27 protein-coding genes are annotated in these 24,729 nt (G+C 68.9%); 17 read left to right on the top strand and 10 right to left on the bottom strand.

Features of this window, described 5'->3' with window-relative positions; translation table 11 throughout:
* Nucleotides 1-5 precede the first annotated feature (5 nt).
* From AC3WRN_RS08035 to AC3WRN_RS08060, 6 genes are all read left to right on the top strand, one after another.
* Nucleotides 6-1,727, top strand: coding sequence for a methyl-accepting chemotaxis protein (locus AC3WRN_RS08035; protein WP_492622584.1), 1,722 nt, complete (start codon nt 6-8; stop codon nt 1,725-1,727).
* A 2-nt stretch (nt 1,728-1,729) separates the two neighbouring features.
* Nucleotides 1,730-2,614: a CheR family methyltransferase gene (locus AC3WRN_RS08040; RefSeq protein WP_492622585.1), complete on the top strand. Its 885-nt coding sequence runs from the start codon at nt 1,730-1,732 to the stop codon at nt 2,612-2,614.
* A complete protein-coding gene (gene cheD / locus AC3WRN_RS08045) occupies nt 2,614-3,264 on the top strand; it encodes a chemoreceptor glutamine deamidase CheD (RefSeq protein ID WP_068095705.1) in 651 nt (216 codons plus the stop codon). Before AC3WRN_RS08040 ends, cheD begins: the two co-directional genes overlap by 1 nt.
* Nucleotides 3,265-3,342: 78 nt before the next feature.
* On the top strand, nt 3,343-4,434 hold the full coding sequence (locus AC3WRN_RS08050; protein ID WP_068095706.1) for a protein-glutamate methylesterase/protein-glutamine glutaminase: 1,092 nt from the start codon (nt 3,343-3,345) through the stop codon (nt 4,432-4,434).
* A gap of 17 nt (nt 4,435-4,451) precedes the next feature.
* Nucleotides 4,452-5,630, top strand: a complete 1,179-nt coding sequence (locus AC3WRN_RS08055; protein WP_068095707.1) for a methyl-accepting chemotaxis protein — start codon at nt 4,452-4,454, stop codon at nt 5,628-5,630.
* 10 nt (nt 5,631-5,640) lie between these two features.
* Nucleotides 5,641-5,940: an STAS domain-containing protein gene (locus AC3WRN_RS08060; RefSeq protein WP_068095709.1), complete on the top strand. Its 300-nt coding sequence runs from the start codon at nt 5,641-5,643 to the stop codon at nt 5,938-5,940.
* 71 nt (nt 5,941-6,011) lie between these two features.
* Here AC3WRN_RS08060 and AC3WRN_RS08065 read toward each other — a convergent pair whose 3' ends face one another.
* Nucleotides 6,012-6,374: a hypothetical protein gene (locus AC3WRN_RS08065; RefSeq protein ID WP_492622586.1), complete on the bottom strand. Its 363-nt coding sequence runs from the start codon at nt 6,372-6,374 to the stop codon at nt 6,012-6,014.
* A gap of 198 nt (nt 6,375-6,572) precedes the next feature.
* Between AC3WRN_RS08065 and AC3WRN_RS08070 the strand changes: the two genes are divergently transcribed.
* A complete protein-coding gene (locus tag AC3WRN_RS08070) occupies nt 6,573-6,923 on the top strand; it encodes a hypothetical protein (RefSeq protein WP_492622587.1) in 351 nt (116 codons plus the stop codon).
* A gap of 76 nt (nt 6,924-6,999) precedes the next feature.
* Here AC3WRN_RS08070 and AC3WRN_RS08075 read toward each other — a convergent pair whose 3' ends face one another.
* The 6 genes from AC3WRN_RS08075 to AC3WRN_RS08100 all read right to left on the bottom strand — a co-directional run bounded on the left by AC3WRN_RS08075 (nt 7,000) and on the right by AC3WRN_RS08100 (nt 12,390).
* A complete protein-coding gene (locus AC3WRN_RS08075) occupies nt 7,000-7,563 on the bottom strand; it encodes an NUDIX hydrolase (protein WP_068095712.1) in 564 nt (187 codons plus the stop codon).
* Between the two features lie 75 nt (nt 7,564-7,638).
* Complete coding sequence (locus AC3WRN_RS08080) at nt 7,639-8,655, bottom strand: magnesium and cobalt transport protein CorA (protein ID WP_492622588.1); 1,017 nt, start codon at nt 8,653-8,655, stop codon at nt 7,639-7,641.
* A 74-nt stretch (nt 8,656-8,729) separates the two neighbouring features.
* Nucleotides 8,730-9,947: a lipoprotein N-acyltransferase Lnb domain-containing protein gene (locus AC3WRN_RS08085; RefSeq protein ID WP_492622614.1), complete on the bottom strand. Its 1,218-nt coding sequence runs from the start codon at nt 9,945-9,947 to the stop codon at nt 8,730-8,732.
* 83 nt (nt 9,948-10,030) lie between these two features.
* The gene (locus AC3WRN_RS08090; RefSeq protein ID WP_068098996.1) at nt 10,031-10,870 is read right to left on the bottom strand and encodes a CorC family transporter; all 840 of its coding nucleotides are present in this window, start codon (nt 10,868-10,870) and stop codon (nt 10,031-10,033) included.
* Between the two features lie 81 nt (nt 10,871-10,951).
* Complete coding sequence (ybeY, locus tag AC3WRN_RS08095; RefSeq protein ID WP_068095045.1) at nt 10,952-11,413, bottom strand: rRNA maturation RNase YbeY; 462 nt, start codon at nt 11,411-11,413, stop codon at nt 10,952-10,954.
* The gene (locus AC3WRN_RS08100) at nt 11,410-12,390 is read right to left on the bottom strand and encodes a PhoH family protein (RefSeq protein WP_068095043.1); all 981 of its coding nucleotides are present in this window, start codon (nt 12,388-12,390) and stop codon (nt 11,410-11,412) included. Before AC3WRN_RS08100 ends, ybeY begins: the two co-directional genes overlap by 4 nt.
* Nucleotides 12,391-12,483: 93 nt before the next feature.
* Here AC3WRN_RS08100 and AC3WRN_RS08105 point away from each other — a divergent pair, with 93 nt between their 5' ends.
* The 4 genes from AC3WRN_RS08105 to AC3WRN_RS08120 are packed head-to-tail and all read left to right on the top strand — an operon-like array spanning nt 12,484 to nt 16,194.
* Nucleotides 12,484-13,164 carry a TetR/AcrR family transcriptional regulator gene (locus AC3WRN_RS08105; protein WP_235604449.1) on the top strand — a complete coding sequence of 227 codons (681 nt, stop codon included), beginning with the start codon at nt 12,484-12,486 and terminating at the stop codon, nt 13,162-13,164.
* Entirely contained in the window at nt 13,161-14,132 is a 972-nt protein-coding gene (locus tag AC3WRN_RS08110; protein ID WP_068095040.1) for an HlyD family secretion protein, read from the top strand. The genes AC3WRN_RS08105 and AC3WRN_RS08110 overlap by 4 nt, the downstream gene beginning before the upstream one ends.
* 23 nt (nt 14,133-14,155) lie before the next feature.
* Complete coding sequence (locus tag AC3WRN_RS08115; RefSeq protein WP_492622615.1) at nt 14,156-15,088, top strand: ABC transporter ATP-binding protein; 933 nt, start codon at nt 14,156-14,158, stop codon at nt 15,086-15,088.
* A complete protein-coding gene (locus tag AC3WRN_RS08120; protein ID WP_068095037.1) occupies nt 15,085-16,194 on the top strand; it encodes an ABC transporter permease in 1,110 nt (369 codons plus the stop codon). The genes AC3WRN_RS08115 and AC3WRN_RS08120 overlap by 4 nt, the downstream gene beginning before the upstream one ends.
* A 146-nt stretch (nt 16,195-16,340) precedes the next feature.
* Here AC3WRN_RS08120 and miaB read toward each other — a convergent pair whose 3' ends face one another.
* Nucleotides 16,341-17,732: a tRNA (N6-isopentenyl adenosine(37)-C2)-methylthiotransferase MiaB gene (miaB, locus tag AC3WRN_RS08125; protein ID WP_068095034.1), complete on the bottom strand. Its 1,392-nt coding sequence runs from the start codon at nt 17,730-17,732 to the stop codon at nt 16,341-16,343.
* Nucleotides 17,733-18,056: 324 nt separating this feature from the next.
* Here miaB and AC3WRN_RS08130 point away from each other — a divergent pair, with 324 nt between their 5' ends.
* Complete coding sequence (locus AC3WRN_RS08130; protein ID WP_235604448.1) at nt 18,057-19,100, top strand: lytic transglycosylase domain-containing protein; 1,044 nt, start codon at nt 18,057-18,059, stop codon at nt 19,098-19,100.
* A 4-nt stretch (nt 19,101-19,104) separates the two neighbouring features.
* Here AC3WRN_RS08130 and AC3WRN_RS08135 read toward each other — a convergent pair whose 3' ends face one another.
* Nucleotides 19,105-20,274, bottom strand: a complete 1,170-nt coding sequence (locus tag AC3WRN_RS08135) for a S1C family serine protease (RefSeq protein WP_492622589.1) — start codon at nt 20,272-20,274, stop codon at nt 19,105-19,107.
* Between the two features lie 163 nt (nt 20,275-20,437).
* Here AC3WRN_RS08135 and petA point away from each other — a divergent pair, with 163 nt between their 5' ends.
* The 5 genes from petA (at nt 20,438) to AC3WRN_RS08160 (ending at nt 24,246) form a co-directional block, all read left to right on the top strand.
* Nucleotides 20,438-21,043 (top strand): ubiquinol-cytochrome c reductase iron-sulfur subunit, encoded by a 606-nt coding sequence (gene petA, locus AC3WRN_RS08140; RefSeq protein WP_492622590.1) that lies wholly within the window; start codon nt 20,438-20,440, stop codon nt 21,041-21,043.
* Nucleotides 21,043-22,344 carry a cytochrome b gene (locus tag AC3WRN_RS08145; protein ID WP_492622591.1) on the top strand — a complete coding sequence of 434 codons (1,302 nt, stop codon included), beginning with the start codon at nt 21,043-21,045 and terminating at the stop codon, nt 22,342-22,344. The genes petA and AC3WRN_RS08145 overlap by 1 nt, the downstream gene beginning before the upstream one ends.
* Nucleotides 22,345-22,357: 13 nt before the next feature.
* Nucleotides 22,358-23,098 (top strand): cytochrome c1, encoded by a 741-nt coding sequence (locus AC3WRN_RS08150; RefSeq protein ID WP_492622592.1) that lies wholly within the window; start codon nt 22,358-22,360, stop codon nt 23,096-23,098.
* A gap of 70 nt (nt 23,099-23,168) precedes the next feature.
* Entirely contained in the window at nt 23,169-23,807 is a 639-nt protein-coding gene (locus tag AC3WRN_RS08155) for a glutathione S-transferase N-terminal domain-containing protein (protein WP_068095019.1), read from the top strand.
* A gap of 10 nt (nt 23,808-23,817) precedes the next feature.
* Entirely contained in the window at nt 23,818-24,246 is a 429-nt protein-coding gene (locus tag AC3WRN_RS08160; protein WP_492622616.1) for a ClpXP protease specificity-enhancing factor, read from the top strand.
* Between the two features lie 42 nt (nt 24,247-24,288).
* On the opposite strand, the gene AC3WRN_RS08165 is transcribed toward AC3WRN_RS08160, so the two are convergent.
* On the bottom strand, nt 24,289-24,693 hold the full coding sequence (locus tag AC3WRN_RS08165) for a DUF3301 domain-containing protein (RefSeq protein ID WP_068095014.1): 405 nt from the start codon (nt 24,691-24,693) through the stop codon (nt 24,289-24,291).
* Nucleotides 24,694-24,729 lie beyond the last annotated feature (36 nt).

Raw genomic sequence — 24,729 nt, forward strand, 5'->3', positions numbered from 1 at the left:
CACCCATGAAGATGCCCTCGTTCAAGTTCAAGATCCCCGCCCTCACCGTTCGCGGCCGCCTGCGCCTCGTACTCGGAATGCTCGTGTTCATGCTGATCGGCGGCGCCGTCATCGGCCTGGGTTCGATGCAGCTGCAGAACGAGGGCATGCGCCACATGTACGACGAGGCGATGGTGCCCAGCGACCTGGCCAACACGATCCGCGTGCGCTCGCTGATGGCGTTCGTGGAACTGGGCGAGGCGGCCGCGAACGTCGGCAAGGCCGACCAGGTCAAGCAGAAGCTGGCCCAGGTGGACAAGTACCAGCAGGAGATCGCGGCGATCAGCAAGCAGCTGAACGCGATCCCACGCAGCGCCAAGGTGGCCGAGAAGATCAAGGCCTACCACGCCACCGACGATGACTACGCGGGCGCGCTGAAGGACATGGCCGATGCCCTCAAGCAGGGCGACGCCGGTGCCAGCGACCTGCTCGAGCTGCAGGTGCGTCCGCTGCTGATGGACCGCCAGGCGCGCATGGCCGACCTGGTTGCGGCGCAGGACGCCGACGCGCTGGCGCTGTTCCAGGCGCAGAGCAGCCGCTTCCGGCTGATCCGCGCGGTCAGCATCATCGCCCTGCTGCTGGGCGCGGTCTTCGCGCTGCTGATCGCCACGCTGGTGATCCGCAAGATCGTGCGCACGCTCAACCATGCCGTGCAGGTGGCCCACGACATCGCCGGCGGCAAGCTCGGCCACCATATCGAGGTGGGCCGCATGGACGAGCTGGGCCGCCTGCTCGACGCCTTCCGCACGATGGACGAGCGCCTCGGCGCGATCGTCAGCGAAGTGCGCCACGGCTCCGATGCGGTCAGCAGCGCGGCGCAGCAGATCGCGCGCGGCAACGACGACCTCAGCCAGCGCACCCAGGAGCAGGCATCCAGCCTGGAAGAGACCGCTTCCTCGATGGAGGAGATGACCTCCACCGTGAAGCAGAACGCGGAGAACGCCAGCCACGCCAACCAGCTGGCGCGCGGCGCCCGCGAGCAGGCCGAGCGCGGCGGCGAAGTGGCGGGCAAGGCGATCGCAGCGATGGCCGAGATCGACGCCTCCAGCCGCAAGATCGGCGACATCGTGGGCCTGATCCAGGAAATCGCCTTCCAGACCAACCTGCTGGCGCTGAACGCGGCGGTGGAGGCGGCGCGTGCCGGCGAGCAGGGCCGCGGCTTCGCCGTGGTGGCCACCGAGGTGCGCAGCCTGGCCCAGCGCAGCGCCGGCGCGGCTAAGGAGATCAAGGGCCTGATCGCCGACAGCGAGGAGAAGGTGCGCAGCGGTTCGGAGCTGGTCAACCAGTCCGGCAAGGCGCTGGCCGAAATCGTGGACAGCGTGAAGAAAGTCACCGACATCGTGGCCGAGATCGCCGCGGCCAGCCAGGAGCAGTCGGCCGGCATCGACCAGGTCAACAACGCCGTGATGCAGATGGACGAGATGACCCAGCAGAACGCGGCGCTGGTCGAGGAAGCCTCGGCCGCCGCCCGCGCCATGCAGGAACAGGCCGGCGATCTCACCAGCCAGGTGGGCTTCTTCCATCTGGCCGACGACGCGGCGCCTGTGGAACCGGTTCCGTCGCCGTCGCGCGCGAAGAACGTGGCCGTGGCCACCGAGGCGGTGTTCGCCGCGGTGCGCAAGGCGCCGCCGGGGCGCGCCGTCGCCGAGGCGGACGCTGCTGCCGTCGGGGCCTGGAAGGAGTTCTGAGCATGAAGGCGCTCGCCGGCGCGATCGATGGCGCCGTCGCCATGGCGGACGGCGGTGCCCCCTTGCTCGGGGATACCGAGTTCAGGTTCCTGCGCGATTTCGTGCGCGAGCATTGCGGCATCTCGCTGGGCGACCACAAGCGCCAGCTGGTGCAGGGCCGGCTGGCACGGCGCCTGCGGGCGCTCAGGCTGCGCCATTTCGGCGCCTACTGCGACCTGCTGCGGCACGATCCGCAAAGCGAGCTGGGCGATCTGGCCAGCGCGATCAGCACGAACGTGACCGCGTTCTTCCGCGAGGCGCACCACTACGACCTGCTGGCCGACGAACTGCTGCCTCGCTGGCTGCAGCAGAAGCGCCGCAGCGGCGACCGGCTGCGGATCTGGTCGGCCGGCTGTGCCACCGGTGAGGAACCCTACGCGCTGGCGATGGTGCTGGCCGAGGCGCTGGAGCGTCACGATGCCGCGGGCCTGGATGCGAAGATCCTCGCCACCGACCTTTCGCCGCAGGCGCTGGAAACCGCGCGCAACGGCGTGTACCCGCTGGAGCGGTTGACGGGCATCAGCGACGGGCGCCGGCGCCGCTGGATGCTGCGCGGTTCGGGCGAGTACGAAGGCTTCGCCTGCGTGCACCCGCGGCTGCGCGAGCTGGTGGCCGTGCAGCCGCTGAACCTGCTGCACGAATGGCCGATGCGCGGGCCGTTCGACGCGATCTTCTGCCGCAACGTGGTGATCTATTTCGACCAGCCGACCAAGCAGCGCCTGTTTCGCCGCTACGCCGGGCTGCTGCCGGCGGGCGGCCATCTGTTCCTTGGCCATTCCGAATCGCTGCACGGCGTCAACGACGACTTCGAACTGATCGGCCGCACCGTCTACCGGAAGCGCGGCTGATGCCGGTACTGAAGGCCGACCGTCGGGTGGCGCCGGCGCTTTCCGCGGCACCGCCGGGCTTCGAGCACCTGCGGCGGTTCTGGGATCCGGCGCAGGGCTGCATGACCGTGAAGGTACTGCCGGGCGAGTTCTACGTGAGCGCGCAGGAAGAGACGGTCAGCACCGTGCTCGGCTCCTGCGTGGCGGCCTGCATCCACGATGCGGGCCGCGGCATCGGCGGCATGAACCACTTCATGCTGCCCGAGCCGATGGGCGAGCGCGACGACTGGTCGTCGACCGTCGGGCGTGCCGCGCGCTACGGCAGCGATGCGATGGAGCAGCTGATCAACGCGATCCTGAAGGCGGGCGGCCGGCGCGCCGACCTGAGGGTCAAGGTGTTCGGCGGTGGCCGCGTGCTGGCCCGGCTCAGCGACGTGGGCCAGCGCAACATCGATTTCGTGCATCGCTACATCGAGACCGAGAAGCTGCAGCTGGTGGCGGCGGATCTGGGCGACGTCTATCCCCGGCAGGTGCAGTTCTTCCCGCACAGCGGCCGGGTCCGCGTGCGCCTGCTGCGCCGTAGCGACGACGTGGCGCTGGTGGCCGAAGAGCGCGGTTACCTCAAGCGTTTGGCAAACGATCCGATAAAGGGTGAGGTCGAGCTGTTCTAGCGTCGGGATGTCCGGCGTGACGATCGACCGGGCCGCCGTCGCTGGCGACGGGGCCGCGGCTGCATGGCAGGGTAGGCAATGGAAAGAGTGCGTGTTCTGGTCGTCGACGATTCCGCATTGGTGCGCAAGCTGATGTCGGCGATGCTTGCCTGCGATCCGGAGATCGAGGTGGTGGGTACGGCGGCGGATCCCTTGATCGCCCGCGAGAAAATCAAGCAACTCGCCCCGGACGTGCTGACCCTGGACGTCGAGATGCCGCGGATGGACGGCCTGACCTTCCTGGAAAACCTGATGCGGCTGCGGCCGATGCCGGTGGTGATGGTCTCGTCGCTGACCACGCAGGGCGCCGAGGTCACGCTGCGTGCGCTGGAACTGGGCGCGGTGGATTTCCTGGCCAAGCCCGGCAGCGACCTGGCCAACAGCTTCGGTGCGAGCGCGCAGGAGATCTGCGCCAAGGTGAAGCTGGCCGCGAAGGCGAAGCCGCGCGCGCGCACCACGGTGCGCAAGCTGGACGTGGCGCCGCGCCTGTCGGCCGATGCGGTGCTGCCGCGGGCGCAGTCAGCGGGCAGCCGCGGCGGCAGTCCGATCATCGCGATCGGTGCCTCCACGGGCGGCACCGAGGCGGTGCGCGTGGTACTCGAGGCGATGCCGCCGGATGCGCCGCCGATCCTGGTGACCCAGCACATTCCCGCCGCCTTCAGCGGCCCGTTCGCCGCGCGCATGGACCGCTGTTCGGCGATGCGCGTGTGCGAGGCGCACGACGGCCAGCCGATCCAGTCGGGGCATGCCTATATCGCGCCGGGCAGCCACCATCTGCTGGTGATGTGGGACGGCGCGAAGTACGTGTGCCGGCTGCACGACGGGCCGCCGGTGAACCGGCACCGGCCCAGCGTCGACGTGCTGTTCCGCTCGCTGGCGGCCAGCGCCGGCGCCGCCACCATCGCCACGCTGCTCACCGGCATGGGCGACGACGGCGCGCGCGGCCTGCTCGAACTGCGCCAGGCCGGCGCCGCCACCCTGGTGCAGGACGAGGCCAGTTCGGTGGTGTGGGGCATGCCCGGCGCCGCCTGGAAGCTCGACGCGGCGCGCGAGATGCTGCCGCTGGACCACATCGCGGCGCGCCTGCTTGCGCTGGCGCGTCAAACCCATACCGGCGCCATCAGCGCCTGACCTGCGGATCCCGGATCATGTCATTCACCCCCGCCCTTTTTGCCCAGCGTCCGGTCTATGGCTGGATGGCCAGCGCAGCGGCCCTGCTGCTGGCGCTGGCATGGCACCCGGCATGGCTGGCGCCGGTGCTGGTGATCGCCCTGGCCGCGGTGTGGACCGCCGAAGCGCGTCCCCGGGGAGAGCTGGCGGCACCGGCAGCCGCGACCACCAACAGCGGACCGGTGCGCGAGGCGCTGGAGGATGTGCGCGGTGCGCTGGTCGACGAACTCGGCCATGCCACCCGCGAACTGCACCAGGGCCTGGACCTGCTGCGCGACGCGGTGTCCGAGCTGGGCGGGGGTTTCGACGGGCTGTCCAGCAAGACCGCGCTGCAGCAGTCGCTGCTCAAGCAGATCATCGACGTGCAGGACGGCGGCGTCAGCGTGCAGGATTTCGCCGCCCGCACCGGCGACCTGCTGGAACACTTCGTCGGCATGATCGTGCAGATGTCGCGCGAGAGCCTGCGCATCGTCTACCGCATCGACGGCATGGCGAAGGAGATGGATGCGGTGTTCGGCCTGCTGAGGAACGTCAACACCATCGCCGAGGAGACCAACCTGCTGGCGTTGAACGCCGCGATCGAGGCGGCGCGCGCCGGCGAATCCGGCCGCGGCTTCGCGGTGGTGGCCGGCGAAATCCGCAACCTGGCCAGCAATTCCAACCAGCTCAACGAGCAGATCGGCAGCCATGTCGAACGCGCCCGCGCCGCGATGGAGCAGTTGCGCGGCCTGATCGGCGCGATGGCGTCGCAGGACCTGAACGTGGCGCTCTCGGCCAAGGGCGGCATCGACGCGATGATGGCCCACGTCACCGAGAGCGACGCGCGTACCAGCGCGGTGGCCGACCAGGTGGTCGAGATCAACCGCGGACTCGGCAGCGACGTCTCCACCACGATCCGCTCGCTGCAGTTCGAGGACATCCTCAGCCAGCTGATCAGCCAGACCCGCACCCGCCTGACCGAGCTGCAGGAAGTCACCACCGAGTGTACCCGCGACATCGAGGAGCTGGCCTGCGCGCCGCTGGAGGCCGGGGCACTGGACGAACGCGCGCAGCGGGTGCGCAGCCGGCTGGCGATCCAGCGCGAGAAGGCACGCCTGCGTTCGCGCGGCCCGGCCCTGCAGAACTCGATGGACGCCGGCGAGATCGAACTCTTCTGAGGATGGCACCATGATTGTCCACCACGACAGCGAACACGATTGCCTCACCCTGCAGCTGGGCGAGCGTTTCGATTTCAGCATCCATCGCGACTTCCACGACGCCTGCCTGGGCAGCGGCAGGGCCGCGCGCAGCTATGTCGTCGACCTCGGCGAAGTTACCCGCATGGACAGCTCGGCGCTCGGCATGCTGCTGCTGCTGCGCGAGCACGCCGGCGCCGATCGTGCCGATATCCGCATCGTCAACGCTGCCGGCGAACTGCGCAGCACCCTGCGCGTGGCCGGTTTCGACAAGCTGTTCGTGCTGCACTGACGGAACCGAAGGACAAGCGGCAAAAGGCTCCCTGCGGAGCCTTCTTGCCATCTGCGGTCGACGATCGCCGGTTACCAGGTGCGCACGTCGACGATGCTGACGGTGAAGCTGCTCATGCCGGACTCGTAGTGGAACAGGCGGCCCAGGTCGAAATTCACCGCGCTGCCGGGGGCGATGTTGGAGGTGCCGGCCGGCCAACCCTGCTTGCTCTGCAGTACCTTGCCGTCGGCATCCTTGACGTCGACGCGGACCTGCGCGGCCGAGGGGGCGGCACAGTTGTTGACCAGCTCGCCGCGCAGGCTGATCCGCATGGTGGAGCCCATGCTGTTGAACCCCGGGTGGAAATCCTTGATGGCGAAATCCCTGGGGTTGCAGTCGGCGTGGGCGGCCAGCGGAGCGAGCAGCAATACGGCGGAGACGATGAGTGTTTTCATGGGTATCGGCCATCCCGGTAAACGCTTTCAGCGCGGACACCGGGATCATCGGCACCACGGGCGGAACCTTTAGAGCCTGCTCGCGACGCCCGGGGCGCCCCGCGCCGGGCTAAAGATTCCCGCGCGTGCGCCGACATGGAGGGGCCGATCATTCGCGCTTCCCGGTTTCCCTCACTCCCCACTGCCAATGGAGTTCCCATGAAAGCATTCGCCGCTTCCGCCGTGTTGCTGCTCGCTCCGCTGGCCGCCCACGCGGCCTGCTCGCCCACCGATTTCGCCATCAAGGATTTCAGGCCCGGTGTCGCCGCTTCGCGCCTCAGCCTGCGCGGCGAGCTGGTCAACAACTGTGCCGCCCCCTCGGCCGCGCAGGTCCGCATCGAGATCAAGGATGCCGACGGCAAGGTACTGCAGAGCAAGCAGGGCTGGCCGGCCGGCACCTCCAACATCGCCCCCGGCGGCACGGTGAATTTCGACCTGGGCCGCCTGTTCCGCTACGAGTCCAGCATGAGCAGCTACACCGCCAGCATCGTCGACGTGCGCGCCTGGTAAAGGCGCGGGGCCACCCGGGAAAAGGCTCCGCGGAGAGCCTTTTCTCATGGCGTGCCGGTGCCCCTGCGCCCAGGCGTCAGCGCCGGCCGTGCTCGATGAACCACAGCCCGGCGAACAGTTTCGGGTCGATCGAATAGCCTTCGGCGGCGCGGGCGAACAGCCAGCTGCCGGCTTCGCGGCGCGGTACCTCGTGCACCACGATGTTCTCGGTTTCGTCGCCGCCGCCCGGGCCGACTTTTTCCAGGTCCCAGGCGCGCACGAAGGTGATCATCTCGGTGCTCATGCCGGACGAGGACGGCCCGCGATGGATGAACTCCACCCGCTGGCAGCGGTAGCCGGTTTCCTCCTCCAGCTCGCGCCGGGCGGCGAGCAGCGCGTCCTCGCCCTCGCGCCCCCGTTCGTCGCCGACCAGTCCGGCCGGCATCTCGATGGTGTTCTGCAGGATCGACACGCGGTACTGCTCGACGAACAGCACCCTGTCCTCGGGCGTCACCGCCAGGATGATCGCCGCGCCGCCGGGGTTGTTGCGCTCGGCGTACTCCCAGCGGCCACGCTTGCGCAGGCTCAGCCAGCGGCCTTCATGCAGGGTTTCCACCGGGGCGTTGGCGTCGGCGGGGATGCGGCTTGCGGAATCGTTCATCGGTGGTCGCGTGCGGGAGAAGGCCGGCGGACATCTTGAACGTTCCGCATGGCAGCGACAACCGCCCGCCGCCGGCTACAGCCACCTGGCGCGCTTGAGGCCGAGGTAGATGCCGCTGACGACGCCGGCCACCACCACGATGATGGCGGGATAGGCCCAGGACTGGTGGAGTTCGGGCATGTTGGCGAAGTTCATGCCGTACCAACTGGTGAGCAGGGTCGGTGCGGCGAGCATGGCGGCCCAGCCGGCGAGTTTCTTCATCACCTCGTTCTGGCGCAGGCTCACCAGCGAGAGGTTGACGTTGATCGCGGCGGTGAGCATCTCGCGCATGGCGCCGATCGCCTCGTTGACGCGGAAGGCATGGTCGTAGACGTCGCGGAAGTACGCGTGCAGCACCTCGGGGATCAGGTTCGGGTGCAGCCGGATCAGCTGGTTGATGATGTCCTGCAGCGGCGCCACCGCCAGGCGCAGCGTCATCAGGTCGCGCTGCATGTCGTACAGCCGGCGCACCGTACTGCTCTTGAACGTCTCGCCGAAGATGTCGTGTTCGAGCTGCTGCACTTCCTCGCGAAAGTCGCGCACGATCGGCAGCAGGTTGTCGACGATGAAATCGAGTACGCCGTACAGCGCATAGCTCGGGCCGTTCGCCAGCAGTTCCGGCGCGTGTTCGCAGGTGCGCCGCGCCGGCGCGTAGGACTGCGAGGCGCCGTGGCGCACGGTGACCAGGTAGCGCGGGCCGAAGAAGATGTGCGTTTCGCCGAACGCCAGTTCGCCGTTGATCAGCTGCGCGGTCTGCACCACCAGGAACAGCGAGTCGCCGTAGGCCTCCAGCTTGGTGCGCTGGTGCGCGGCGTGCGCGTCCTCGATCGCCAGGTCGTGCAGGCCGAACTCGTCCTGGATCTTTTCCAGCAACGCCTCGTCCGGCTCGTACAGGCCGACCCAGACGAAGGTATCCGGTTCGGCCAGCACATCGCTGATCGCGTCGATGGTGACGTCGCCGATCCGCGTGCCGTCGTTCCTGTAGGCGATGCAGTTGACCACCATCGGCTGATCGGCGGTCGGTGTCGCGGTCGGCGGCGTGATCAGGTTCATGCGCGCATGATGCCCCGCGCCCGCAGGCGGGGCAATTGAGCCGGCGCGGCAGCGGGGTCCTTGCGCGGCCGCACCTACCGGTGCCGGCGCAGGCTCCAGGCCAGCGCCAGCCAGCACGGCAGGGCGAACAGCAGCCACGGCTGGTTCTGCTGCACGGTGCCGGGCAGCAGGTGCAGCAGCACGGCGGCCATGCAGGCGAACAGCTGCAGCGCGATCACGCCGTCGATGAAGCGCGAGGCGGCGAGGCCGCGGCGCGAGCGCCACAGTGTCGGCAGCAGCAGGAAGGCCAGTGGATTGAACAGCAGCAGGTTCGCGTTGGCCCACGCCGAATGGTGGGTGGTCAGCGTCCACAGGGCCAGCAGCAGCAGGCCGGTGACGCCGGCGGCGAGCAGGTACAGCGTGCCGAGCAGGGCGTAGCCGGTGGGCCACGCACGGCGGGCGAGCACGAGCAGCGCGGCCAGCAGCAGGCCGGCCAGGGCCAGCGGCAGGCGCAGGTCGGGTGCAGCCGGCGGCGGCACGTCCAGCCGGTTCGGCGAGACGAGCTGTTCGTCCTGCACCAGCGGGCGCAGGACGCCGTGGCCGTCGGCGACATGCACTTCGCGCAACTGCGCCTGCAGCACCTCGGGCAGGAAGCTTTCCTGCCAGCCGCTCAGCGGCTGGTCGGCATACGGTCCCAGGCCAAGGTCGAGCACCAGCATCAGCCAGGGCTGCGCGCTCATCAGCCGTACGGTCTGCTGGCGGTAGGTCATGCCGCCGGCGCGCGCCTTCAGCCGGGTTTCCAGCGCGCCCCCGAGCGCCTTGTCCAGCGCGTCGCGCACGCGGGTGGTGCAGTTGTCGACGTAGTAGTCGTAGTCGTAGCCGGCGTTTTCCGGGCGCAGGTTCCACAGCAGGAAGTCGCGCAGCGCTGCAGCCTGCTCGGCGTTCAGTGCCAGCCGCTGGCGCGTGATCGAGCGGCCGGCCTCGACGTAGTAGCGCTCGTCGAGATCGCTGGGCGCCGCATCCATCAGGTAGTGCATGCGGCCGCGGGCGAAGTTCAGCAGGAAGTTCTTCTCGCTGAAATCGAACACGCCGTAGTTGAAGTTGGCCGCCTCGCCCGAGACCGTGTCGCGCAGCTCGATCGCGTCGTGGCCGAAGCGCTCCCAGTAGGTTTCGCCGGGGCCGTAGGTGACCAGCGACACCTCGAGGTTGGCGCCGGGTGCGTTGGCGACGCTGGCGCGTGCGGGCGGGAGCGCGGCCAATGCCAACAGCGCGAGCAGCAGGAGGTTGCGGCTGATCAGGTTCATGCGGCCCATCGGCAGGTAGGTGTAGGAGCGCACCCTGTGCGCGATGGCTGTTCAGTCATGTGAGGGAAAAGCATCGCGCACAGGGTGCGCTCCTACCGCTTCACCACGCGGAATGCCTGCACGCGGCGGTCGTCGGCTTCGGTGACGTGGAACAGGTAGTCGCCGATGCCGACCTCTTCGCCGACTTCGGGCAGGTGGCCGAACTCGGCGGTGACCATGCCGCCGACGGTGTCGTATTCCTCGTCGGGGAAATCGGCGCCGGTCTGTTCGTTGAAATCCTCGATCGGGGTCAGCGCGCTGACCAGCCAGTCGCCGCCGGGCTGCTCGTGCATCAGCTCGGGCTCCACCTCGTCGTCGTGCTCGTCGTCGATCTCGCCGACGATCTGCTCGAGCACGTCCTCGATGGTGACCAGGCCGGCGACGCCGCCGTACTCGTTGACCACCAGCGCCATGTGGTTGCGGCTGAGGCGGAATTCCTCCAGCAGCACGTTCAGGCGCATCGACTCGGGAATCAGCACGGCCGGACGCAGGATCGCGCGGATGTCGAAATGCTCGGCGGCGCCGAAGTACTTCAGCAGGTCCTTGGCCAGCAGGATGCCGAGGATCTCGTCCTTGTCCTCGCCGTGCACCGGGAAGCGCGAGTGGCCGGATTCGACCACGGCGGCGAGGATGTCGGGCAGCGGCGACTCGGCGGCCAGCATCACGATCTGCATGCGCGGGACCATCACGTCGTCCACGCTCAGTTCGGTGACCTTGATGGCCCCCTCGACCATGGTGAGGGTGTCCACGGACAGCAGTCCGTTGGTCTGGGCGGAACGCAATTCCTCGATCAGTTCGTCGCGGTTGCGCGGCTCGCCGGAAAACATGTGGCCCAGTCGATCCCACCAGGTTCGGTGGGCCGGGCCGCTGGTACTGCCAGGGTCGTCGCTCATTACTCGTTGGGTGTCTGCCCGAAACCGGGCGGAAGGCCGATTCTAGCGGAAAACCCGTGACGGTTCAGGGCACAAGCCTCCTTACCGGTACGGGTCGGCGATGCCCAGGCCAGCGAGGATGCGGGTTTCCAGCGCCTCCATCGCCTCGGCCTCGGCCTCCTCGATGTGGTCGTGGCCGAGCAGGTGCAGCACGCCATGGACGGTGAGGTGGGCCCAGTGGTCGCGCGGCGATTTGCCCTGTTCGGCGGCTTCGCGCACCACCACCGGGGCGCAGATCGCCAGGTCGCCGATCAGCGGCAGCGCCACCCCGGGCGGCAGTTCGGCGGGGAACGACAGCACGTTGGTGGCGTAGTCCCTGCCGCGGTAGTTGCGGTTGAGCGTGCGGCCTTCGTCGGCATCGACGATGCGGATCGCCAGTTCGGTGCGCTTGCGCCGCTTCGCCCCGCGCAGCGCCGCCTCGACCCAGCGGCGGAAGCTGGCCGGCGCGGGCACCCCGGCGCGCGGCACGGCGTAGCCCACGGCGAGCGTCAGCGCCGCACTCATTCGCCGCCCTCGTCCTTCTGCTCGAACGCCTCGTAGGCGCGCACGATCTTCGCCACCAGCGGGTGGCGCACCACGTCGCGCGAGGTGAAGAAGGTGAAGCTGATGCCGCCCACGCCGCGCAGCACCTCGATCGCCTGGCGCAGGCCCGAGCGCGTATTGCGGGGCAGGTCGACCTGGGTGACGTCGCCGGTGATCACCGCCACCGTGCCGAAGCCGATGCGGGTGAGGAACATCTTCATCTGCTCGACCGTGGTGTTCTGCGCCTCGTCGAGGATCACGTAGGAATCGTTCAAGGTGCGCCCGCGCATGTAGGCTAGCGGGGCGATCTCGATCACGTTGCGCTCGATCAGCTTGGCCACCTTCTCGAAGCCGAGCATCTCGTACAGCGCGTCGTACAGCGGGCGCAGGTAGGGATCGACCTTCTGGCTGAGATCGCCGGGCAGGAAGCCCAGCTTCTCGCCGGCCTCGACCGCGGGACGCACCAGGATCAGCCGCTGCACCCGGTTCGCCTCCAGCGCCTCGACCGCGCTGGCCACCGCCAGGTAGGTCTTGCCGGTGCCGGCCGGGCCCACGCCGAAGTTGATGTCGTGGCCGGCGATCGCGTGCAGGTAGCGCGCCTGGTTGGGGCCGCGGCCCTTGATCACGCCGCGCTTGACCTTGATCACCACTTCCTGGGCGCCTTCGGCGGCCGCCTCGGTGATCGCGTCGATGCCGGATTCGGCGAGCTGCAGGTTGATCCTCGCGCCGGTCAGCGCCTCGTCCCCGGTGGCGGCGTACAGCGCGCGCAGCACCTTTTCGGCGGCCCGCGCGGGAGCGTCTTCGCCGATTACCTGGAAGATGCCGCCGCGATGGTTGATCTCCACGCCAAGGCGCAGCTCGACCTGGCGCAAGTGCTCGTCGAACGGGCCGCACAGGTTGGCGAGGCGTGCGTTGTCTTCGGGATCGAGGGTGAAATCGCGCTGGTTGAGTTCGCTCATAGGGGCGCGAGAGTAGCGCGTCGGCGCCGACAGGGCCATGGCGAAGGCCCGCCCGACAAGCGGTTTGCAAATAATTAAATGATGAATTAATTTATGGGCATGACCACTCCGAACAAACGCTCCAAGGCCGGCCGCCGCGCCGGGCGACCCGGCGGCGACGACCGGGACTTGCGCCAGCACCTGCTGGACGCCGCGATCGCGCAGTTCGCCCGGGTGGGGATCGGCGCGACCTCGTTGCGGGCGATCGCCACCGCGGCAGGCGTCACGCCGGCGCTGCTGCATTACTACTTCGGCGACAAGGAGCGGCTGGTACAGGCGTTGGTCGACGAACGCCTGCTGCCCACGCTGGCGCCGCTGCGCGCCCGGCTGGAGCGCGCCGGCGACGATCCGTCCGAACTGATCGGCACCTTCGCCCGCGGCATCGGCGAGGCGGTGCAACGCCACCCCTGGCTGCCGGCGCTGTGGGTGCGCGAGGTGCTGTGCGAAGGCGGCGCATTGCGCGAGGTGCTGTTCACCCAGGCGGTGCCGGGCGTGCCGCAGCTGCTGGCTCGGCGCTTCGCCGCGGCGCAGGCGAATGGACGGCTGAACGCGGCGCTGGATCCGCGCCTGCTGGTCGTCTCGCTGGTCGGGCTGACCCTGTTTCCCGCCGCCGGCGCGCCGATCTGGCGGCGCGTGTTCGGCGCCGAGGGGCTGGGGCCGGAAGTGATGATTGGACATACGCTGGCGCTGCTTGCCCACGGCGTGGGCGCCGCGGGGCCGGGAGGAAATGCATGAATGCCGCACGCATGTTTCGCCGATCGCTGGCGGCGCTGTCCGTCCTTTTCGTTCTCGTCGCCTGCAGACCGGCGCCGCCGCAGGCGCTGGGCACGCTCGAGTTCGACCGCATCACCCTGCCGGCCCCGGCGGCCGAGCGCGTCGTGGCGATCGACGTGCGCGAGGGCGAACGGGTCGCCATCGGCCAGTCGCTGCTGCAGCTCGATCCCGCGCACACCCGCGCCGAACTCGCCGCGGCGCAGGCACAGGCGCGGCAGCAGCGCGAGCTGCTGGCCGAACTCGAAACCGGGCCGCGCCGCGAGGACATCGACAAGGCGCGCGCGAACCTCGCGGCCGCGCAGGCGCAGGCGCGCGAGGCGCGGGCCTACTACGCGCGGCTGGCCCCGCTCAAGGGCAACGGCTACGTGGCCGCCGCCGACCTCGACCGCGCCCGCGCCACGGCCGGCAATGCCGATGGCCAGGCGGCGGCGGCACAGGCCGCGCTGGACGAACTGCTGCACGGCACCCGTCCGGAGCAGATCGCGCAGGCCCGGGCCGCGCTGGCGGCGGCCGACGCACAAGTCGGTGCGCAGCAGGTGCTGCTGGGCAAGCTGGCCGTCGTGGCGCCGCGCGCCGGGCGCATCGACAGCCTGCCGTACAAGCTCGGCGACCAGGCGCCGGTCGGCGCGCCGCTGGCGATCCTGCTGGCGGGCGACGCGCCGTACGCGCGCATCTACGTGCCGGTGCAGCAGCGCGCCGGCGTGCGCGTCGGCGATCCGGTGCGGGTGTTCGTGGCCGGCCGCGGAACGCCGTATGCCGGCAAGGTGCGGATGATCCGCAGCGAGCCGGACTTCACTCCGTACTACGCGCTGATCGGCGACGACGCGGCGCGGCTGAGCTACCTCGCCGAAGTCGCGCTGGGCGCGGACGCGGCGGAACTGCCCGCCGGCCTGCCGGTGCACGCCGAGTTCCGCGGGGCCGCGAGGTGACCGCCGGCGCCGACGGCGTGGCGATCCGCGCGCGCGGGCTGACCAGGCGCTTCGGCCAGCTGGTGGCGGTGGATCATGTCGACCTGGAGGTGCCGATGAAGCGCGTGTACGGCTTCCTCGGCCCGAACGGCTCGGGCAAGTCCACCACCATCCGCATGCTGTGCGGGCTGCTCACCCCAAGCGACGGCGAGATCGAGGTGCTCGGCCTGCGCATCCCGGCGCAGGCCGACGCGTTGCGCCCGCACATCGGCTACATGACCCAGAAATTCTCGCTGTTCGAGGACCTCAGCGTGCGCGAGAACCTGGAGTTCCTCGCCGCGATCCAGGGCGTGCCGAAGGCGGGGACGAAACGCCGCATCGACGAGCTGGTCGCGCAATACCATTTCGGCGACCGCCAGCAGCAACTGGCCGGCACCATGAGCGGCGGCCAGAAGCAGCGCCTGGCGCTGGCCTGTGCGGTGATCCACGAGCCGCAACTGCTGTTCCTCGACGAGCCGACCAGCGCGGTCGACCCGGAATCACGCCGCGATTTCTGGGAGAAACTGTTCGAGCTGGCCGATGCCGGCACCACGCTGCTGGTCTCCACCCACCTGATGGACGAGGCCGAGCGCTGCCATCGGCTGGCCATCCTCGACCGCGGCGTGCTGGTGGCGGACGGCACGCCGCTCGAGCTGACCGCGCAGCTGGAAGGGCGCACCTTCGCCGTCGAGGCGGCCGATCCGCGGTGGGCCCAGCGCGCGCTGGTCGATGTGCCAGGCGTGCTCGGCGTGGCCCAGGTCGGCAATACCCTGCGCGTGCTGGCCGCCGACGGCAGCGATGCTGTCGCCCGGCGAATGGAGCAGGCGCTGGCCGCGTCGGCGCAGCAGGCCAGGGTCGTCCCCGCGTCGCCGAACCTCGAGGACGTGTTCGTCGCCGCCACGCGCAAGGGCGGTGCCGACCGCGAGCGCGCCGCATGAACTGGCGCCGGCTATGGGCGATCGTGGTCAAGGAGCTGCGCCAGCTGCGCCGCGACCGCGTCACGCTGGCCATGGTGGTGGGCATACCGGCGATCCAGCTGGTGCTGTTCGGCTACGCGATCAACACCAACCTGCGCGGGCTCGACGCCGGCATCGCCGACCAGGCCAACACCGCCGGCTCGCGGGCGCTGGTGCTGGACATGCTGGCCACCGGCGTGGTCGCGCCGGTGGCGAGGGCGGATACGCCGCAGGAACTGATGGCGATGATCCAGCGCGGCCGGATTGGCATCGGCATCGTGGTGCCGCCGGATTTCGAGCGACGCCGCATCGACGGCCGCGAGGTGGCCCAGGTGCTGGTCGACGGCAGCGACACGGCGGTGCAGGCCGCTGCCGCGCAGCTCGCGCAGACCCCGCTGGACAGCGCCGCGCCGGACATGCGCGCGCCGCTGGCCAGCACGCCGGTGGGCGGGCGGATCAGCGTGGTCGGTTTCTACAATCCGCAGCGGCGTTCGGCGCTCAACATCGTGCCCGGCCTGATCGGGGTGATCCTGACCATGACCATGGTGCTGTTCACCGCCATCGCGGTCGTGCGCGAGCGCGAGCGCGGCAACATGGAGCTGCTGATCGCCACGCCGCTGAGCAGCACCGAGCTGATGGTCGGCAAGGTGCTGCCCTATGTGGCGATCGGCCTGGTGCAGACCAGCGTGGTGCTCGCGCTGGGCGTCTGGCTGTTCGACGTGCCCATTCGCGGCAGCCTGCTCGACGTGTATCTGGCATCGGGGCTGCTGATCCTCGCCAACCTCACCCTGGGCCTGCTGATCTCCACCCGTGCGCAGTCGCAGTTCCAGGCGATGCAGATGACGTTCTTCGTGTTCCTGCCGTCGATCCTGCTGTCCGGCTTCATGTTCCCGTTCGCCGGCATGCCGAAGCCGGTGCAGTGGTTCGCCGAGGTGCTGCCGCTGACCCATTTCCTGCGCCTGATCCGCGGCGTGATGCTGCGCGGCGCCGGCCTGTGGGAGATGTGGGGCGAGGTGCTGGCATTGGCTGCATTCACCGTGCTGATGATGGCGCTGGCCATATTGCGCTTTCGCAAGCGGCTGGATTGATGGCGAGGAGCAACCCCTCCCCAGCCCTCCCCTGCGAGCAGGGGAGGGAGTAAAGCCTCCTATTGCCATGCTCCTCCCCCTGCTCGCAGGGGGAGGTCGGGAGGGGGTTGCTCACGATCGCGAAAGAGCCGGGCAGCGCGTCGCCGTCAAGTGGCGTCTTCAGCCGCCAGCCGCACCCGCCCGCGCAGCGAGTTGCTCATCGCGTCGGTGATCACCACGTCGACGAACCGGCCGATCAGGCGCGGGTGGCCGGCGAAGTTCACGTAGCGCATGTTCTCGGTGCGGCCGCTGAGTTCGTCCGGGTTGCGCGCGCTGGGTTTTTCCACCAGCACGCGCTGCACGGTGCCGACCATCGCCTGGTTGATCTTCCGCGCGTTCGCGTTGATCGCAGCCTGCAGGCGTTCGAGGCGCTGGTGCTTCACCGCCATCGGCGTGTCGTCGGCAAGGTTGGCCGCCGGCGTGCCGGGGCGCGCGGAGAAGATGAAGGAGAAACTCTGGTCGAAGCCGACGTCGTCGATCAGCTTCATGGTCTTCTCGAAATCCTCGTCGGTCTCGCCGGGGAAGCCCACGATGAAGTCGGACGAGACGCAGATGTCCGGCCGCACCGCGCGCAGCTTGCGGATCTTCTGCTTGAATTCCAGCGCGGTGTAGCCGCGCTTCATCGCGCCGAGGATGCGGTCGGAGCCGGCCTGCACCGGCAGGTGCAGGTAGTTGGCCAGCTGCGGCACGTTGGCGTAGGCCTCGATCAGCGAGTCGGAGAACTCCAGCGGGTGCGAGGTGGTGAAGCGGATGCGGCCGATGCCGTCGATCTGCGCGATCGCGTGGATCAGCACCGCGAGGTCGGCATAACCACCGTCACGACTCGCACCGAGGTGCGAGTCGGCGTCGTCGTGGGTGGGGCCGCGGTACGCGTTGACGTTCTGGCCGAGCAGGTTCACCTCGCGCACGCCCTGCGCGGCGAGTTGGGCCACTTCCACCAGCACGTCGTCGAACGGACGGCTGATCTCCTCGCCGCGGGTGTACGGCACCACGCAGTAGCTGCAGTACTTGGAGCAGCCTTCCATGATCGAGACGAAGGCGGTGGGGCCCTCGGCGCGCGGCTCGGGCAGGCGGTCGAACTTCTCGATCTCGGGGAAGGAGATGTCCACCTGCGGCTTGCCGGTCTCGCGCTGCTTCTCGATCAGTTCGGGCAGGCGGTGCAGGGTCTGCGGGCCGAACACCAGGTCCACGTAGGGTGCGCGCTTGACGATCGCCGCGCCTTCCTGCGAGGCCACGCAGCCGCCGACCCCGATCAGCACCGGCTTGCCGCCCTGCTTGTGCTGCTTCCAGCGGCCGAGCTGGCTGAAGACCTTTTCCTGCGCCTTTTCGCGGATCGAGCAGGTATTGATCAGGATCACGTCCGCCTCGGACTCGTCCTGAGTCAGCTCCAGCCCATGCGAGGCCTTCAGCACGTCGGCCATCTTGGCCGAGTCGTACTCGTTCATCTGGCAGCCGTGGGTCTTGATGAAAAGTTTATGGAGAGCTGGCTTGCCGCTCATTGGCGTGGGGTACCGTGGTTCGTGAAGTCGGACGCGCAACCCGATGGACCATGCAGTTTACCCCCGTGCACGCGGCGTCGCCAGTAATTCGGCATGGCGGATCAATCACTTGCGGGGACAGGGCGATCGCGGCGCCGATTCCGGTGGTGGCCGCCCGGAACGTCGCATGGCGCACGGAATCGCCGGTTCGTACTTGGCGCTGGCGCCCGCCGGCGGCACACTGCATCCATGTTCGGCGTCGCAAGCCATGGGGGAAGCGCCGATCGGCCTGCCGGGGGCTTCCCATTACGTTCGATCCTTTGCGGGGTCGCGTTCGGCTGCGCGTTGCTGTGGTGGTCGCCGGCGGGGGCGGCCACGCTGTACCAGTGCACCGGCTCCAGCGGCGAGGCGGTGTTCAGCAGCAGCAAAGCCGGCTACCAGGGCTGCAAGGCGATCAGCAGCTACGCCGCGCCTGCGCCACGCCGCCGGGTGCCGCCGCGGGCATCGCTGGGCAAGGTGGCCGGTTCGGCCGTGACCACGGCGCGCGGCCTTGCGGCGGATGGCACCGGAGCGGCCTCGCTGACCGGCGTGCGTGGGACGGTCGAAACCAGCGCCCAGCGCATCGGCGGAGTGCCGGCGGAGCAGACCTCGCTGGCGGCCGTACAGGGCTTGGCCATGACCGGCGCGAGGCTTCCCGCGGCGACTGCCGGCAAGCCGGGCCAGTGGAATTATCGCGAATCGCAGGCCGCTGCGGCGACGGCGGCACCGGTGGCGACCGCGGCGGCCGACAGGGTCCTGCGCGGCGCGGTCTACCGCATCGTGCGCGCGGACGGCAGCGTGGAATACACCAACCTGCCGCCGGCCGGCGGCAAGGGCCGCGCGGTGACCATGCTGTTCACCTACATCGCCACCTGCGTCGCGTGCAACCTGCATTCGCCGATCCACTGGGGCAGCGTGCCGCTCAACCTCACCGCGTACGCCGATACCATCCGCGCCGCCAGCATCGAGTACGGCGTCGACGAGGCGTTCCTGCGCGCGATCATCCACGCCGAGAGCGCGTTCAACCCGCGCGCGCTGTCGCTCAAGGGCGCGCAGGGGCTGATGCAGCTGATGCCCGGCACGGCCAGCGACATGGGCGTGCTGGATGCGTTCAACAGCGAGCAGAACATCCGCGGCGGTGCGCGCTACCTGGGCCTGTTGCTGCGCAATTTCGACGGCAACGAACGGCTGGCCGCCGCCGCCTACAACGCCGGCGCCGGCGCGGTGCAGCGCTACCGGGGCGTGCCGCCCTATGCCGAGACCCGGGTCTACGTGGAGCGGGTGGACACCCTGCGCAAGCGCTACGGCGCGGTGATCCATCCGCCGCTGGCCGCGCGCGGGCCGGGTTGATCCGTCAGCCGTCCGGCATGCCGTCGGCACTCATCGCCGGGCGCTGGGCCAGGGTAGCTTCGACGTGGAACGGACTGCCGTTGCGCAGCCCCGAGATCGCCACCTTGCTGCCGGGCTTGAGCGCGGCCTCGTGCCGGCGCAGGTCGGCCGGGTCGAGGATGTCGTCGATGCCGAGGCGCAGCAGGATGTCGCGCGGCCGGATGCCGGCCAATGCCGCCGGGCTGCCGGGGTAGACCGCCGTGACCAGCGCGCCGCGTGCCGCCGCGGGCAGGCCGCTGTTGGCGGCCACCGGCACGAACGCGTAGTCGGCGCCGAGCCAGCCGCGCACCACGTGGCCGGTGGCGATGATCTGGTCCAGCACCTTCTTGGCGGTGGTGACCGGGATCGCGAAGCCGATGCCTTCGGCGCCGGCGGCCTTGCCGATCAGCAAGGTGTTGATGCCGACCAGTTCGCCCTCGGCGTTGACCAGCGCGCCGCCGGAATTGCCCAGGTTGATGGCGGCGTCGGTCTGGATGAAGTCCTCGGCGCTGGAGCCGTTCAACTGGCGGCCGATCGCGCTGACGATGCCCATGGTGACGGTCTGGTTGAGGCCGAGCGGGTTGCCGATCGCCAGTACCACGTCGCCGGGACGCAGCGGCTGCCCGGCGATGCGGATCACCGGCAGGTTGCTGGCGTCGATCTTCAGCACCGCCAGGTCGGATTCCTCGTCCGCGCCGACCAGGCTGGCCTTGGCGATGCGGCCGTCGTACAGCAGCACCTGGATGTCGGCGGCGTGCGCGATCACGTGGTTGTTGGTCAGCACGTAGCCCTGGCCCCGGGCGCTGACGATGACACCGGAGCCGAGGGTCTGCTCGCGGTGCTGGAACGTGGTGGGCTGGCCGCCGAACAGCTGCTGCAGCACCGGGTTGTCGTACATCCGGACGGCCTGCTCGGTGACGATCTTGTTGGCGTAGATGTTGACCACCGAGGGTGCCGCGGCCGCCACGGCGTCGGCGTAGGATACGGGGCCGGCGGCGGCATGGGGCTGGCTGGCCGGCGCCGGCGCCGTCAGGCCGAAGCGCGCGCGCAGGCGCTCGCCGCTGCCGGGCCAGAACAGGCCGACCACGAACGCCATCGCCAGGCCGAGGATGGCGAAGCGGGCGATGAAGAGGAGGGTGCCGGCGGCATGTCTCATGTCGTGAATGGGGGTCCGGCGGGTCGTGGCGAATGTGGCGGCGGGCCGGGCCCGTCGCGATGCGGTTGATTGTACGGGGCAGGGGCTGACGCTACACTAACGCGATTTTTGCAGGCACCAAAAGCCTGTGTCTCAATGGCAAGCAAGTAATCCGGAGAGCCTGATGGCGAACGAAGTCGTCGATCACGGCCGCCGCCGTTTCCTGACAGCGACCACCGCAGTGGTTGGTGGCATCGGAATCGTGTCGGCAGCCGTGCCCTTCATCAAGTCGTGGGAACCCAGCGCGCGTGCCAAGGCCGCTGGTGCTCCGGTTACCCAGTCCCTGGCCAAGATCGAGGCGGGGCAATTGCTCATCGTCTCGTGGCGCAGCCTGCCGGTGTTCGTGCTCAACCGCACGGCGGCGCAGCTGGCCACGCTGCCGCAGGTCGATTCGCGCCTGGTGGACCCCAAGTCCAACGGCGTCTCCGCGGACCAGCAGCCGAAATACGCACAGAACGAGGGGCGCTCGATCAAGCCGGAATGGCTGGTGGTGATCGGCATCTGCACGCACCTGGGCTGTGTGCCCGACTTCGTGCCCGAGATCAAGCCCGAGCCGTTCGACCCGGAGTGGAAGGGTGGCTTCTACTGCCCCTGCCACAAGTCGCGCTACGACCTGGCTGGTCGCGTCTTCGCCGGCGTGCCGGCGCCGAAGAACCTGCCGGTGCCGCCGTACCACTTCATCGACGACAGCACCATCCAGATTGGCGTGGATCCGAAGGAGGCTGGCTAATGGCCAACGTATTCACGAGCATCGGCGAGTGGGTCAACGAGCGCGCGCCCGGCATGATGCCGATGTACCGCAAGCACATGACCGAGTACTACGCGCCGAAGAACTTCAACCTCTGGTACTACTTCGGCTCGCTGGCGCTGCTGGTGCTGGTCAACCAGATCGTCACCGGCATCTTCCTCACCATGAACTACAACCCGAGCGCGGCGGGAGCCTTCGCCTCGGTCGAGTACATCATGCGTGACGTGGAGTGGGGCTGGCTGATCCGCTACATGCACTCCACCGGCGCCTCGCTGTTCTTCGTGGTGGTGTTCCTGCACATGTTCCGCGGCATCATGTACGGCTCGTACAAGAAGCCGCGCGAGCTGGTGTGGCTGCTCGGCATGCTGATCTTCCTGGTGCTGATGGCCGAGGCGTTCATGGGCTACGTGCTGCCGTGGGGCAACATGTCGTTCTGGGGCGCCAAGGTGATCATCTCGCTGTTCGGCACCATCCCCTACATCGGCGGCGACCTGGTCGAGTGGATCATGGGCGACTTCCTGCCGGCCGACGCCACGCTCAACCGCTTCTTCGCGTTGCACGTGGTCGCGTTGCCGATCGTGCTGCTGTTGCTGGTGGTGCTGCACCTGGCCGCGCTGCACGAAGTGGGTTCGAACAACCCCGACGGCGTGGAGATCAAGAAGGGTCCCAAGGGCAACCGCTGGGATGCGCTGAAGCCGACCGACGGCATCCCGTTCCACCCGTACTACACGGTGAAGGACCTGGTCGGCGTGGGCTTCTTCCTGCTGATCGCCGCCTTCATCATCTTCTTCGCGCCGACCTTCGGCGGCTGGTTCCTGGAGCACGACAACTTCATCCCGGCGAACAACCTGGCGACGCCGTCGCACATCAAGCCGGTGTGGTACTTCACCCCGTTCTACGCGATCGTGCGCATGATCCCGTCGTTCCTCGGCTCGGCCGTATGGGGTGTGATCGCGATGTTCGGCTCGATCGGCGTGCTGTTCGCGATGCCGTGGCTGGATCGCGGCAAGGTCAAGTCGATCCGCTATCGCGGCACCGGCTTCAAGGTGGCGCTGGGCCTGTTCGTGCTGTCGTTCTTCATGCTCGGTGCGGTCGGTGCGGGCATCACCGCCGAGGTGATTCCGGAGTGGTTCGGTGATATCGACGTGACGTTCTGGGAGAACCTGTTCGGCCGCGTGATGACGGCGATCTACTTCGGGTTCTTCGCATTCCTTTGGGCCTACACATACTTCGGCTGGGAAAAGACCAAGCCGGTTCCGGAACGGGTGACGACGCATGACTAAGCGGCAGCTGCTAATGAAGCGATACATCTTCCCGGTGGCGTTGGCGCTTGGCCTGGTCGTCGGCAGCGTGCCGGTGCAGGCGTCGGAAGGCGGCGCCCTGCCCAGTGCCGGCACCAACGTGCAGGACCAGGCTTCGCTGCAACGCGGCGCCAAGCTGTTCTTCAACTACTGCGTCGGCTGCCACTCGCTGAAGTACATGCGTTACGAGCGAATCGCCACGGACCTGGGCCTGTCCGAGCAGGAGGTGATGCAGAACCTCAACTTCACCGGCGCCAAGTTCGGCGAGACCGTGGTCTCGCACATGCCGGAGGATGCGGCCGCGAAGTGGTTCGGCAAGGCTCCGCCGGACCTGTCGCTGGAAGTGCGCTCCAAGGGCGCCGACTGGGTCAACGCCTACCTCAACTCGTTCTACCTGGACCCGAGCCGCCCGGTGGGCTGGAACAACACGGTGTTCCCGAACGCGTCGATGCCGTTCCCGCTGTGGGAGCTGCAGGGCCTGCAGACGGCGGAGATGAAGCCGGCCAAGGCGGGCGAAGATCCGGCGGTGGAGAAGCTGGTGCTGTCGCAGCCGGGCAAGCTGACCCCGGCGCAGTTCCAGCAGGCCACCCGCGACCTGACCACTTTCCTGGAGTACGCTTCCGAACCGGCCGCGCTGCAGCGCCACCATTACGGCATCTGGGTGCTGCTGTTCCTGGCGTTCTTCACCTTCCTGGCTGCCTTGCTGAAGAAGGAATACTGGAAAGACGTCCACTGAGTACGGATGGCACCAACCGACCGCGGCGGCCACGAGCCGCCGCGGTCGTATCAACGATGGGGAATCGCGCATGGTCCCAAGCGCTCGCTCGCGTACTGTATTGACGCTCTACACCACGGCCGACGATGTGCAATGCCATCGCGCGCGGCTGGTGCTGGCCGCCAAGGGGGTCAGTTACGAACGGGTGCTGGTGGATCCGGCCAGGCCGCCGGAGGATCTGGTCGACCTCAACCCCTACGCCAGCACGCCGACCCTGGTGGACCGCGACCTGACCCTGTTCGACACCTCGGTGGTCTGCGAATACCTCGACGAACGCTATCCGCACCCGCCGCTGATGCCGATCGACCCGCAATCGCGCGCGCGCCTGCGGGTGGCGGCGGTGCGCATCGAGAAGGACTGGCTCACCGAGGTGGACATCGTCCGCGCCGGCGGCCGGCCGGCGGATGCCGCACGCAAGCGCCTGCGCGAGCACCTGCTGTCCGCCGTGCCGCTGTTCAAGGCGGCCCGGTTCTTCCTCAATCCCGAGATGAGCCTGGCCGACTGCCTGGTGGCCCCGGTGATCTGGCGGCTGCCCTGGCTGGGCGTGGAACTGGGGCGCGAAGGCAAGCCGATCGTCGATTACGGCGAGCGTTTGTTCCACAGTCAGGGTTTTGCGCGCAGCATGACCGACCAGGAAAAGGCGATGCGGCAGATCCATGAGCAAGAATGAAGTTGCGCCGATGAGTTCCAACCGCCCGTACCTGCTGCGGGCGATCTACGACTGGATCAGCGACAACGACCTGACCCCGTACGTGCTGGTCGACGCCGGTTTCGCCGGCGTGCGGGTGCCGCCTCAGGTGGTCAAGAACGGCCAGGTGGTGCTCAACCTGGCCACGCGCGCGGTGGCCAACCTCGACCTCGGCAACGAGTGGATCAGTTTCCAGGCGCGCTTTTCCGGCGTCAGCCAGGCGATCCAGATCCCGGTGCGCGCCGTGCTGGCGCTGTATGCGCAGGAGAACGGCCAGGGCATGATGTTTCCCGCCGAAGAGGAAGGTGGCGATACACCGCCGTCCGCCCCCGAGCCCGACGACACTCCGCCGGTGCCCGGCGACGACGCCGGCAGCGACAAGCCGAAACGCAGCGCGCCGCATCTGCGGGTGGTCAAGTAGGCGTCGCCCGCGCGCCGGTGGTACGGCGTGCCAGCATGGCGGTCAGTTCAGGCGGTGGTCCGTGCGGGCACGCGGGCGCAGCGGCACCACGTTGCTGGCCGGCGTGAGGGGGCGCACCGCGGCCTCCTCGTGCGGCAGCAGTTCGATCGTGGGCAGGCTGAGGCTGCTCAGCGTGTCGTCGGCCATCCACAACCGCCCCGGCTCGCGGTCGTGGCCGTCGATGCTGACCTCGAAGCCGTAGCATCGCTCGACCCGGCGTCGGCCGTTGATCCGGCGCAGGCGCAGGCCGCGCAGGCCGACGGTCTCGTCGAGCAGTTGCAGGCCGTGCTGCTGGCACTGCCGCCGCGCTTCCTGCACGGCCCGCTCGCGCGCGGCGCTGAGCCTCAGCCACAGTGCCACGACGGCACCGAGCACCAGCAACAGCAGGAGACTGGAGAGATCGCTCATGCCCGCAGTGTGCGGGCGCGGTTGGCCGGGCGCAAG

The sequence above is a fragment of the Rhodanobacter sp. FW101-FHT13A11 genome, assembly GCF_058790335.1.

What these genes read in the sequence shown, in the direction of transcription:
- AC3WRN_RS08035 (WP_492622584.1), top strand. Translation starts at nt 6, where the DNA reads ATGAAGATGCCCTCGTTCAAGTTCAAGATCCCCGCCCTCACCGTTCGC.
- AC3WRN_RS08040 (WP_492622585.1), top strand. Translation starts at nt 1,730, where the DNA reads ATGAAGGCGCTCGCCGGCGCGATCGATGGCGCCGTCGCCATGGCGGAC.
- cheD (WP_068095705.1), top strand. Translation starts at nt 2,614, where the DNA reads ATGCCGGTACTGAAGGCCGACCGTCGGGTGGCGCCGGCGCTTTCCGCG.
- AC3WRN_RS08050 (WP_068095706.1), top strand. Translation starts at nt 3,343, where the DNA reads ATGGAAAGAGTGCGTGTTCTGGTCGTCGACGATTCCGCATTGGTGCGC.
- AC3WRN_RS08055 (WP_068095707.1), top strand. Translation starts at nt 4,452, where the DNA reads ATGTCATTCACCCCCGCCCTTTTTGCCCAGCGTCCGGTCTATGGCTGG.
- AC3WRN_RS08060 (WP_068095709.1), top strand. Translation starts at nt 5,641, where the DNA reads ATGATTGTCCACCACGACAGCGAACACGATTGCCTCACCCTGCAGCTG.
- AC3WRN_RS08065 (WP_492622586.1), bottom strand. Translation starts at nt 6,374, where the DNA reads ATGAAAACACTCATCGTCTCCGCCGTATTGCTGCTCGCTCCGCTGGCC.
- AC3WRN_RS08070 (WP_492622587.1), top strand. Translation starts at nt 6,573, where the DNA reads ATGAAAGCATTCGCCGCTTCCGCCGTGTTGCTGCTCGCTCCGCTGGCC.
- AC3WRN_RS08075 (WP_068095712.1), bottom strand. Translation starts at nt 7,563, where the DNA reads ATGAACGATTCCGCAAGCCGCATCCCCGCCGACGCCAACGCCCCGGTG.
- AC3WRN_RS08080 (WP_492622588.1), bottom strand. Translation starts at nt 8,655, where the DNA reads ATGAACCTGATCACGCCGCCGACCGCGACACCGACCGCCGATCAGCCG.
- AC3WRN_RS08085 (WP_492622614.1), bottom strand. Translation starts at nt 9,947, where the DNA reads ATGGGCCGCATGAACCTGATCAGCCGCAACCTCCTGCTGCTCGCGCTG.
- AC3WRN_RS08090 (WP_068098996.1), bottom strand. Translation starts at nt 10,870, where the DNA reads ATGAGCGACGACCCTGGCAGTACCAGCGGCCCGGCCCACCGAACCTGG.
- ybeY (WP_068095045.1), bottom strand. Translation starts at nt 11,413, where the DNA reads ATGAGTGCGGCGCTGACGCTCGCCGTGGGCTACGCCGTGCCGCGCGCC.
- AC3WRN_RS08100 (WP_068095043.1), bottom strand. Translation starts at nt 12,390, where the DNA reads ATGAGCGAACTCAACCAGCGCGATTTCACCCTCGATCCCGAAGACAAC.
- AC3WRN_RS08105 (WP_235604449.1), top strand. Translation starts at nt 12,484, where the DNA reads ATGGGCATGACCACTCCGAACAAACGCTCCAAGGCCGGCCGCCGCGCC.
- AC3WRN_RS08110 (WP_068095040.1), top strand. Translation starts at nt 13,161, where the DNA reads ATGAATGCCGCACGCATGTTTCGCCGATCGCTGGCGGCGCTGTCCGTC.
- AC3WRN_RS08120 (WP_068095037.1), top strand. Translation starts at nt 15,085, where the DNA reads ATGAACTGGCGCCGGCTATGGGCGATCGTGGTCAAGGAGCTGCGCCAG.
- miaB (WP_068095034.1), bottom strand. Translation starts at nt 17,732, where the DNA reads ATGAGCGGCAAGCCAGCTCTCCATAAACTTTTCATCAAGACCCACGGC.
- AC3WRN_RS08135 (WP_492622589.1), bottom strand. Translation starts at nt 20,274, where the DNA reads ATGAGACATGCCGCCGGCACCCTCCTCTTCATCGCCCGCTTCGCCATC.
- petA (WP_492622590.1), top strand. Translation starts at nt 20,438, where the DNA reads ATGGCGAACGAAGTCGTCGATCACGGCCGCCGCCGTTTCCTGACAGCG.
- AC3WRN_RS08145 (WP_492622591.1), top strand. Translation starts at nt 21,043, where the DNA reads ATGGCCAACGTATTCACGAGCATCGGCGAGTGGGTCAACGAGCGCGCG.
- AC3WRN_RS08150 (WP_492622592.1), top strand. Translation starts at nt 22,358, where the DNA reads ATGAAGCGATACATCTTCCCGGTGGCGTTGGCGCTTGGCCTGGTCGTC.
- AC3WRN_RS08155 (WP_068095019.1), top strand. Translation starts at nt 23,169, where the DNA reads ATGGTCCCAAGCGCTCGCTCGCGTACTGTATTGACGCTCTACACCACG.
- AC3WRN_RS08160 (WP_492622616.1), top strand. Translation starts at nt 23,818, where the DNA reads ATGAGTTCCAACCGCCCGTACCTGCTGCGGGCGATCTACGACTGGATC.
- AC3WRN_RS08165 (WP_068095014.1), bottom strand. Translation starts at nt 24,693, where the DNA reads ATGAGCGATCTCTCCAGTCTCCTGCTGTTGCTGGTGCTCGGTGCCGTC.